Consider the following 8160-nt stretch of genomic DNA (forward strand, 5'->3'; position numbering starts at 1 on the left):
TCACAAGATGGGGAGCTTTATTACATTTAAGTGACAGTCGAGTTGGGCAGAGACGGGTATTTGAAAATTTGGTATAATTGTTCCATGTATTTTCAAAATGAAGAGAAATTGATTGCCTTAGGGAAAAAACTGGGCGAATCGTTAGAAGCGAAAGATGTTATCATTTTAACGGGTGATTTGGGAGCAGGCAAGACGACCTTAACAAAAGGAATTGCTCAAGGCTTAGGCATTCACCAAATGATAAAAAGTCCGACCTATACCATTGTGCGCCAGTATGAAGGGCGACTTCCCTTATACCATTTAGATGTCTACCGGATTGGAGATGATCCTGATTCCATTGATTTAGATGACTTTTTGTTTGGAGATGGGGTCACGGTTATTGAGTGGGGGGAACTTTTAGGCGAGAGTTTACCTGACGACTACCTCGAGATTATCTTAGCGCACTCAGAGGAAGGTCGAGAAGTTTCTACCCACGCTGTAGGAACACGAGCCCAACTGTTAGAGGAGGCTTTACACCATGGCTGAAGCAGAAGTTGTTTTCAGAGAAGCTCAGTTAGAGGACGGTGCTGGCCTTGCTCAGCTGTTGATGGAAGTCGCAACAGAGTCCGAATTTTTAACTAGGGATGACGATAGTCCTTACATGACTGCTGAGGAGACAGCAGAGTTTATTGAAAATCGCTTAGCGAGTCCGAACCAAATTTGCTTGATCGCTAAAGTCGATAAACGAGTGGTAGGGGTCTTAAATATTGTTGCTGCAAGCCACACGCGGGTCAATCATATTGGCGATATCTTTATCGCCGTATCTAAAGAGTTTTGGGGAAATAGCCTAGGACAAATCCTGATGGAAGAAGCGATTGAATGGGCCGAGCATAGTGGCATTATTAGACGCTTAGAATTAACGGTTCAAGTGCGAAATGAACGGGCAGTTCACCTTTATCAAAAATGTGGTTTTAGAATTGAAGGCACTAAAAAACGCGGTGCTAAAACAAAGAATGGAGAGTTTCTTGATGTTTACCTGATGGGTAAATTGATTGACGATAAATCAGATGACAATAGGTAAAAAAATAGCAAGTATGCTAGGAGCAATACTGGTCACAACGCTATGTGCGTTTTCACTGTATTTTTTCACAATTTACAATGCAACGGCAAGCGAGTTGTCTAAAACTTTTCGTCCCTTTTCTGAAAAATCTAATGAAATCATTGAGGCAACCGAGCCTTTGACCATCCTCTTTATGGGGGTAGATACGGGGACGGGGTCACGTGAAGACGACTGGGTTGGTAACAGCGATTCGATGATTTTGGTCACGGTCAACCCAGAGACCAAGACCACCACCATGATGAGTTTAGAACGGGATATCCTTGTTGACATTTCTGAAAAAAATGGGGAACCTTCTGGAACTCAAGCTAAGCTTAATGCCGCCTATGCTGAAGGAGGCGCTCAGTCAGCCATTGCGACGGTTGAGGATATGATGAATGTCACTATTGATCGTTATGCCATGATTAACATGCAGGGTTTGATTGACTTGGTAGACGCTGTCGGTGGCATTACGGTCAATAATACCTTTGACTTCGATATTTCCATTGAAGAGCAAGAGCCAGAATACACTGCGATCATCCCACCGGGTCGCCAAAAAGTCAATGGTGAGCAGGCTTTGGTCTATTCTCGCATGCGCTATCAAGACCCTGAAGGGGACTACGGTCGCCAAAAACGACAACGAGAAGTGATTCAGTTGATTGTTGAAAAACTACTCAGCTTAGATAGTGTTAGCTCTTATAATCGTATTCTTAAAGCTGTCTCAGGTAATGTCCAAACCGATGTTGAACTGACCACCACAACTATCCCTCAGCTTCTGGGGTATCGTGAGGCTTTGAAAAATATCGAAACCTATCAACTGGCTGGAGTTGATGCGACAATCGATGAAGGAAGTTATCAAATCGTAACAGGAGAGCACTTGCTGGACATGCAAAATGTCATTCGAAAATCTCTCGGCCACTCACTTTATACGACGTTGACAACAACAGCAATCCTATACGAAGATCTTTATGGGGAAACGCCACCCGAAGGAAGTTACTATGGGGACACCTCAACCTATGGAGATACTGCATCCTACGGGGAGGCAGATAGTATAGCTCCATACAGTCAGTCTGAAACAGATGCGACAGTTCCTGTCTATGAGGAATCAAGTATAGGCACAGAGTTGGCTCCTGTTGAGTGAGGTGCTGATAACAGATATGGAAAGGAGCTGGCGTCTGCCAGCTCCTTTAAACGATAATGGTGGGGGAAAGAGTTAGTTAGGACTATCGTCGGTATTTTCTGCGCTATCCTTCTCATCAGTTTCTTTGTTGAGGAGGGGCATTTGTTTGGTACGGATATCAACTTCGTGCTGGAACATGCTGGCTTTGTGACTTAAATCTTGAGCCAATTCTGTGAGTTTTGGCAATTGTCCTTTGATGACAGCGATTTGTTGGTTGATGTCTTTGATGTGTTCACTGACGTCATCTGTTAATTCTTTGGTTTCAGTGACTTCTTCCTTGATGGTATCTCGATTTGCAACCAAATGGTAAGAAATAAAGGCAGCAGTTCCTGCCCATAAGAGTCGTCTCAGGTTCATGGTTAGTCCTCCAGATAAAGGTCTTGAGCGAGTTGTCCTAGAGCCGCAAAACCAGGCTCATGGGTAGTGAAACGAATGTCGAGCCCATCTCCTTCTTCAAGACGAGGCAGGAGATGGATATGGCTATGAAAAACAGTCTGACCAGCTAGTTCGCCATTGTTATTGACAATATTTAGGCCTTTGACCCCTAGTTTTTCTTTGAGTTGGCGTGCAATCTTTGGCAGGCGTGCAAAAACGGTACTTGCTAGGTCACTGTCCATCTCAAAGAGATCCGCAACATGCTTTTTGGGAATGAGGAGAGTGTGGCCAGGAGTGACCTGAGTGATATCAAGGAAGGCCAGAACATGGTCATCCTCATAAATCTTAGAAGATGGAATGTCGCCAGAGACAATGTTACAAAAAATACAGTCAGTCATGGTTTTACCTCTCTTTAGCTTTCTGTTATAATAAATTATACCAAAAAAATCGGAGAAATAGATGTTAAATATCCAAAACGTGACAGGGGGTTATGCCAATATTCCTGTCTTGAAAAATATATCCTTTGAGATTGGAGACGGAGAGTTGGTTGGCCTTATCGGTCTTAACGGAGCAGGTAAGTCGACAACGATCAATGAGATCATAGGCCTCTTAACCCCTTATCAAGGGCAAATCACGATTGACGGGATGACACTTGCTCAAGATCCGGAGAGCTTTCGCAAAAAAATCGGCTTTATCCCTGAAACCCCAAGTCTCTACGAGGAACTGACCTTACGGGAGCACCTCGAGGTAGTGGCCATGGCTTATGGTATCTCAACGACTGTGGCGATGGAGCGGGCAGAGCGTCTTCTGCAGATTTTCCGACTTCAAGACCGTTTGGACTGGTTTCCAGTGAATTTTTCAAAAGGGATGAAGCAGAAGGTCATGATTATTTGTGCTTTTATCGTAGAGCCAAGCTTGCTGATTGTGGATGAACCATTCCTAGGCTTAGATCCCTTAGCCATTCAAGATTTGACGGAACTTCTAGCTGAAGAAAAGGCAAAAGGAGTGTCTATTTTGATGTCTACCCACGTGCTGGATTCAGCGGAAAAAATGTGTGACCGTTTCGTTCTTCTGCATCATGGGGAGGTTCGTGCTCAAGGAACACTAGAAGACCTCCGTCAAGCCTTTACCATGCCTGAGGCCAGTCTTAACACGATTTACCTGCGATTGACAGAGGAGGCCTAATGAACGCCTTGTTTTTAAAACGGCGCCAGCAGTTTCAAAAGCTTTGTGCCAAATACTTAAAATATGTCTTTAATGACCACTTTGTCCTCTTTTTAATGCTAGGTGTGGGTTTTCTCATGATTCAGTACAGCCAGCTGATTCAAAATCCACCAGAGAGCTCGGTGATAGGTGTTGCTCTGGTTGTATTGTTGCTGGTAACTAGCCCCATGGGGAATTTTAACGCCTACTTAGAGCAACCTGACCAACTCTTTCTCCTAGCTAAGGAAAAGGATGTTATGGCTGAAATCAAACAGGCTAAAACACGAGGCTTGATTGTTTGGAGTGTTTTGCAGGTGCTTGTCCTTGCTTTTTTATACCCCTTGGTCAAGGTCTTGGAGTGGTCTCTGGTACTCTATCTTGTTCTAGGTCTTGGATCGCTAATCATCAAGTGGGGCGTTTTTGAGTTCAGGGCAAAAAGTCTTATGAGCCAGTCTGGGCTCGATTGGGCGACAGCTGTTGACCACGATCGTCAGCAAAAGCAAACGGTATTGAAGTTCTTTTCCCTCTTCACCCAAGTAAAAGGGGTTTCTCAGGGAATGAAACGGCGAGCTTATCTAGATGGCTTGTTGACACTTTTTCCTCGGGGAACCTGGCAATACCTATATGCCAGAGCTTTTCTGCGTTCAGGAGACTATTTGAGCCTCAGTTTAAGGTTGGTTATTTTAAGCTTTTTATCATTGATCTTTATCAACCAGGATGTGGTAGCAACGGTCATCGTCTTGTTGCTTAATTACCTCCTTCTGTTTCAATTGATTGCCCTCTACCGGCATTATGACTACCAGTACATGACACGTCTATACCCTCTTTCATTGGCAGAAAAAAAGCAGAGCCTTAGAACCTTTTTAAACAGAGTATTCTTTATGCTTTTAGCGCTTCAGGTCGTTTTAGCAGCTATTTTCTTCCAAGACAAGGGTTATCTCTTGATCTTGGTTGGTGTTCAGGTTATTTTAAACCTGTTTTACCTGCCTTATAAAATAGAGAAATTGATTGACTAAGTGGTTTAAAACAAGTAAAATAGTTAAGGAGTTTTCGAAGGAGAGAGATATGCAACATACAGATGATGGTCTGACCCTGTCGCCGATACCCGGTTTTAGCGGTCAAGCCTTTAAAGGAACCTATCCTGATGGGACAGAGGTCTTTATCAAGATGAACACAACCCCCCTTTTAGCCTCCCTTGCTAAGGAACAAATCGCCCCTAAATTGCTCTGGTCAAAACGGACAGCAACAGGGTCCATGATGAGTGCCCAAGAATGGCTGAGGGGAAATGTCCTTAATAAGGAAGACATGGGAAGTAAACAAGTAATCAGTATTTTAACCCGTCTTCACAGGTCTAAGCTCTTAGTGAACCAATTGTTACAACTGGGCTACACGATTGAGCGTCCAGCTGATTTGATTCGCAGATGGCAGTCGGACTCTGTCAATCAAGTGCGGGAGAACACCTACTTACAATCGATCGCTCAAGAATTGCTCCAGACACAGCCTAAGTTTAATGAAGATCATGCGACTATTGTCCATGGCGATACCCACCATAAAAATTGGTTTGCAACACAATCTGGCATGATTTACTTGACGGATTGGGACACTGTGCATTTAACAGATCGGATGTTTGATGTGGCCCACATCCTCAGTCACTACATTCCGCGTTCCCAATGGAAGGAATGGTTGACCTTTTACGGTTACAAATACAATGCCCTTGTCCTTAGCAAAGTGGAATGGTATGGGCAGCTCTCTTACCTCAATCAGATTAACAAGTGTTTTGAAACCCATAATATCGAATTGGTCAATAAAGAAGTCTACGCTTTACGGCAATTTCGTGAGTTAAGAGGCCACTATGAGAGTTAGAAAACGTAAAGGCGCAGAAGCCATGCTAGCCGAAAACCCACAGTATGTCATTTTAGACCCTGAAATCTATAAGGGCAAGTGGCGAGACGTTTTTGGCAATGATAACCCAATTCATATCGAGGTTGGTTCAGGCAAAGGGCGCTTCATCACAGGAATGGCAGCAGCCCATCCAGAAATCAACTACATCGGTATTGATATTCAACTCTCTGTGCTCAGTTATGCCTTGGACCGTGTTTTGGAGCAGGGCTTGCCCAATGTCAAACTCTTGCGCGTGGACGGGTCTAGCTTGACGACTTACTTTGCGGATCAGGAGGTAGACAGGCTCTACCTCAATTTCTCAGATCCTTGGCCTAAGAAAAAACACGCTAAACGTCGCCTGACCTATAAGACGTTCTTAGAAACTTATCAGCAAATTCTTCCTGAGAAGGGTGAGCTTCATTTCAAGACAGATAACCGTGGCTTGTTTGAATACAGCCTGGCCAGCTTTTCTCAGTATGGCATGGTGCTAGAGCAGGTTTGGCTTGACCTTCATGCATCAGATTACGAAGGGAATATCATGACCGAGTATGAGGAGAAGTTTTCGCAAAAAGGGCAGCCGATTTATCGGGTTGAAGCGCGATTTGCTTGAAATAGATTAGTGCTGATGTCCAGTCAGAAGGGCTCATGAATGTCTTCGTGAGAGTCGTCCATAACCTATTATCTTATTGAATCCATTGGAGCTTTTTCAGTGGATTCTTCTTTTTTACAATAACCTTATTAAAATTAAGGGTTCCTATCTCACAAGGACAATTTCATATAAAAAAGCTAAATTTCAAGTAGAAGTTAGCCATTTTCAAGAAACTGTGCAGGAGACAAATAGTTCAGTATTTTCTTAGGATAATGATTGATCCAATTTTCGATGAAAGCGACCTGTTTCTGGGTCGTTTTCTTAGTTCCTTTAGGCAACCATCGTCTAATGAGCCGATTATGGTTCTCATTGGTCTCTCTTTCCCAAGAGGCGTAGGGATGGGCATAGTAAAGATGGTCTTCTGGAAACACCTCCGCTAAGCGATTGAATTCCATCCCATTATCAGCTGTTATTGACTTAATCGTCCAGTTGTTAAGGATCTCCACAATGGCATTGTTCACAGATTTACTAGTTTTATCAGGTAATAATCGAATGATTTGATGGCGACTTCTGCGGTCTGTTAAGGTTAGTAAGCAATGATTTTTCGCCTTGGTTAAGAGCACAGTGTCAATTTCATAATGTCCATTTTCTAACCGTAAGTTAATAGTTTCCGGTCTTTTCTCAATGGATTGCCCAGCAGGTTTGAAGTGAGGACTCGCTTTTTTCGTTACTGCTTTTGGGTTTCTAGGGTATAACATATCTTTTACAGTTAGACCGAGATGCCCCTTATGAATCCAATAGTAAATGGTTGAAACAGGCACGGTAATCCCCTTTGTTTTAACCATCATTTCAGGAGACCATTTCTCCTTGATATAATGGACAATCGACTCCTTAGTTTCCTGAGCAATTGACACCTTACGAACAGAGGCTTTTCTATTGTCTTCGTAGACAAGTTGCGCATAGTCTGCTGAATAGGTTTTCTCGAACTTGCCTTTACGAACTTGTTGCAGGATAGTTCCTCGTTTGATTTCATTATGAATGGTTTGTGGAGCTTTTCCTAGCAATAAGGTTATTTGTCGATTGGATTTGCCGTCACGATTCCACCGTTCAATCAAATAACGCTCAGTGATTGTCAAGTGCTTGCCTTTTAGTGTATAATGATGTTGCATCTCAGGGAGCCTTTCTAGTGTGTTTGTGGTGAACTACATTATATCTCTCTGAGGTGTTTTTGTATACTTTTTCTCAACTAGAAAGTGGCTAACTTCATTTTAGAACTTTCGTTGGAGAAAAGGGCCATAAAAAAATCAAAAAATTTGTTACAAAAGTATTGACAAAGGGAAGTGGTGGTGATATACTAAGATAGTTGTCTCTCAGGAGGCTACTAAGACCATTGAGAACTAAATAAGACGAACCAAACGTGCAGGGTGAAGTTAAGTATAACTTCGTCAATGAACAAAAAACAATAAACGGATAAGCCAGAGTGCTTAGCCGGACAAACTATTTTAATGAGAGTTTGATCCTGGCTCAGGACGAACGCTGGCGGCGTGCCTAATACATGCAAGTGGAACGCTTTTTCTCTCCCGTTTCTTCGGAAACACCTGAGAAAAAGAGTCGCGAACGGGTGAGTAACGCGTAGGTAACCTGCCTGGTAGCGGGGGATAACTATTGGAAACGATAGCTAATACCGCATAAGAATTGAGGACACATGTACTTGATTTAAAAGGGGCAACTGCTTCACTACCAGATGGACCTGCGTTGTATTAGCTAGTTGGTAGGGTAACGGCCTACCAAGGCATCGATACATAGCCGACCTGAGAGGGTGATCGGCCACACTGGGACTGAGACACGGCCCAGACT

The 8160-nt window shown here is 43.3% G+C and carries 10 protein-coding genes and 1 rRNA gene; 8 read left to right on the plus strand and 3 right to left on the minus strand.

The window, feature by feature from the left end; translation table 11 throughout:
* Positions 1-84 precede the first annotated feature (84 nt).
* From tsaE to lytR, 3 genes are read left to right on the plus strand one after another with little or no spacing between them, the layout of a single operon-like run.
* Positions 85-525 (plus strand): tRNA (adenosine(37)-N6)-threonylcarbamoyltransferase complex ATPase subunit type 1 TsaE, encoded by a 441-nt coding sequence (gene tsaE / locus ACVRYP_RS10390; protein ID WP_447468648.1) that lies wholly within the window; start codon positions 85-87, stop codon positions 523-525.
* On the plus strand, positions 518-1060 hold the full coding sequence (locus ACVRYP_RS10395; RefSeq protein ID WP_447468637.1) for a GNAT family N-acetyltransferase: 543 nt from the start codon (positions 518-520) through the stop codon (positions 1058-1060). Before tsaE ends, ACVRYP_RS10395 begins: the two co-directional genes overlap by 8 nt.
* A complete protein-coding gene (gene lytR / locus ACVRYP_RS10400; RefSeq protein WP_447468638.1) occupies positions 1047-2216 on the plus strand; it encodes a glycopolymer--peptidoglycan transferase LytR in 1170 nt (389 codons plus the stop codon). The genes ACVRYP_RS10395 and lytR overlap by 14 nt, the downstream gene beginning before the upstream one ends.
* A 72-nt stretch (positions 2217-2288) precedes the next feature.
* On the opposite strand, the gene ACVRYP_RS10405 is transcribed toward lytR, so the two are convergent.
* Both ACVRYP_RS10405 and ACVRYP_RS10410 read right to left on the minus strand, forming a co-directional pair.
* A complete protein-coding gene (locus ACVRYP_RS10405) occupies positions 2289-2612 on the minus strand; it encodes a hypothetical protein (RefSeq protein WP_447468639.1) in 324 nt (107 codons plus the stop codon).
* 2 nt (positions 2613-2614) lie between these two features.
* Positions 2615-3028 (minus strand): HIT family protein, encoded by a 414-nt coding sequence (locus ACVRYP_RS10410; RefSeq protein ID WP_447468640.1) that lies wholly within the window; start codon positions 3026-3028, stop codon positions 2615-2617.
* A 61-nt stretch (positions 3029-3089) separates the two neighbouring features.
* Here ACVRYP_RS10410 and ACVRYP_RS10415 point away from each other — a divergent pair, with 61 nt between their 5' ends.
* Genes ACVRYP_RS10415 through trmB form a run of 4 tightly spaced genes read left to right on the plus strand, consistent with a single transcriptional unit; the run spans position 3090 to position 6324 of the window.
* The gene (locus ACVRYP_RS10415) at positions 3090-3815 is read left to right on the plus strand and encodes an ABC transporter ATP-binding protein (protein ID WP_447468641.1); all 726 of its coding nucleotides are present in this window, start codon (positions 3090-3092) and stop codon (positions 3813-3815) included.
* Positions 3815-4849, plus strand: coding sequence for an ABC transporter permease (locus ACVRYP_RS10420; protein ID WP_447468642.1), 1035 nt, complete (start codon positions 3815-3817; stop codon positions 4847-4849). The genes ACVRYP_RS10415 and ACVRYP_RS10420 overlap by 1 nt, the downstream gene beginning before the upstream one ends.
* Positions 4850-4898: 49 nt before the next feature.
* Positions 4899-5696, plus strand: a complete 798-nt coding sequence (gene ccrZ, locus ACVRYP_RS10425; RefSeq protein ID WP_447468643.1) for a cell cycle regulator CcrZ — start codon at positions 4899-4901, stop codon at positions 5694-5696.
* Positions 5686-6324 carry a tRNA (guanosine(46)-N7)-methyltransferase TrmB gene (gene trmB / locus ACVRYP_RS10430; protein WP_447468644.1) on the plus strand — a complete coding sequence of 213 codons (639 nt, stop codon included), beginning with the start codon at positions 5686-5688 and terminating at the stop codon, positions 6322-6324. Before ccrZ ends, trmB begins: the two co-directional genes overlap by 11 nt.
* 194 nt (positions 6325-6518) lie before the next feature.
* Here the strand turns inward: trmB and ACVRYP_RS10435 are convergent, their stop codons facing one another.
* A complete protein-coding gene (locus tag ACVRYP_RS10435) occupies positions 6519-7472 on the minus strand; it encodes an IS30 family transposase (protein ID WP_447468645.1) in 954 nt (317 codons plus the stop codon).
* Between the two features lie 332 nt (positions 7473-7804).
* On the opposite strand from ACVRYP_RS10435, the gene ACVRYP_RS10440 reads away from it, so the two are divergent.
* Positions 7805-8160 (plus strand): 16S ribosomal RNA (locus ACVRYP_RS10440); the annotation flags it as partial.

The organism is Streptococcus rifensis (genome assembly GCF_053203525.1).

Excerpts from the sequence above, each read along its gene's own strand:
- ACVRYP_RS10420 (WP_447468642.1), top strand. The coding sequence starts at position 3,815 with ATGAACGCCTTGTTTTTAAAACGGCGCCAGCAGTTTCAAAAGCTTTGT.
- trmB (WP_447468644.1), top strand. The coding sequence starts at position 5,686 with ATGAGAGTTAGAAAACGTAAAGGCGCAGAAGCCATGCTAGCCGAAAAC.
- lytR (WP_447468638.1), top strand. The coding sequence starts at position 1,047 with ATGACAATAGGTAAAAAAATAGCAAGTATGCTAGGAGCAATACTGGTC.
- tsaE (WP_447468648.1), top strand. The coding sequence starts at position 85 with ATGTATTTTCAAAATGAAGAGAAATTGATTGCCTTAGGGAAAAAACTG.
- ACVRYP_RS10435 (WP_447468645.1), bottom strand. The coding sequence starts at position 7,472 with ATGCAACATCATTATACACTAAAAGGCAAGCACTTGACAATCACTGAG.
- ACVRYP_RS10410 (WP_447468640.1), bottom strand. The coding sequence starts at position 3,028 with ATGACTGACTGTATTTTTTGTAACATTGTCTCTGGCGACATTCCATCT.
- ccrZ (WP_447468643.1), top strand. The coding sequence starts at position 4,899 with ATGCAACATACAGATGATGGTCTGACCCTGTCGCCGATACCCGGTTTT.
- ACVRYP_RS10405 (WP_447468639.1), bottom strand. The coding sequence starts at position 2,612 with ATGAACCTGAGACGACTCTTATGGGCAGGAACTGCTGCCTTTATTTCT.
- ACVRYP_RS10415 (WP_447468641.1), top strand. The coding sequence starts at position 3,090 with ATGTTAAATATCCAAAACGTGACAGGGGGTTATGCCAATATTCCTGTC.
- ACVRYP_RS10395 (WP_447468637.1), top strand. The coding sequence starts at position 518 with ATGGCTGAAGCAGAAGTTGTTTTCAGAGAAGCTCAGTTAGAGGACGGT.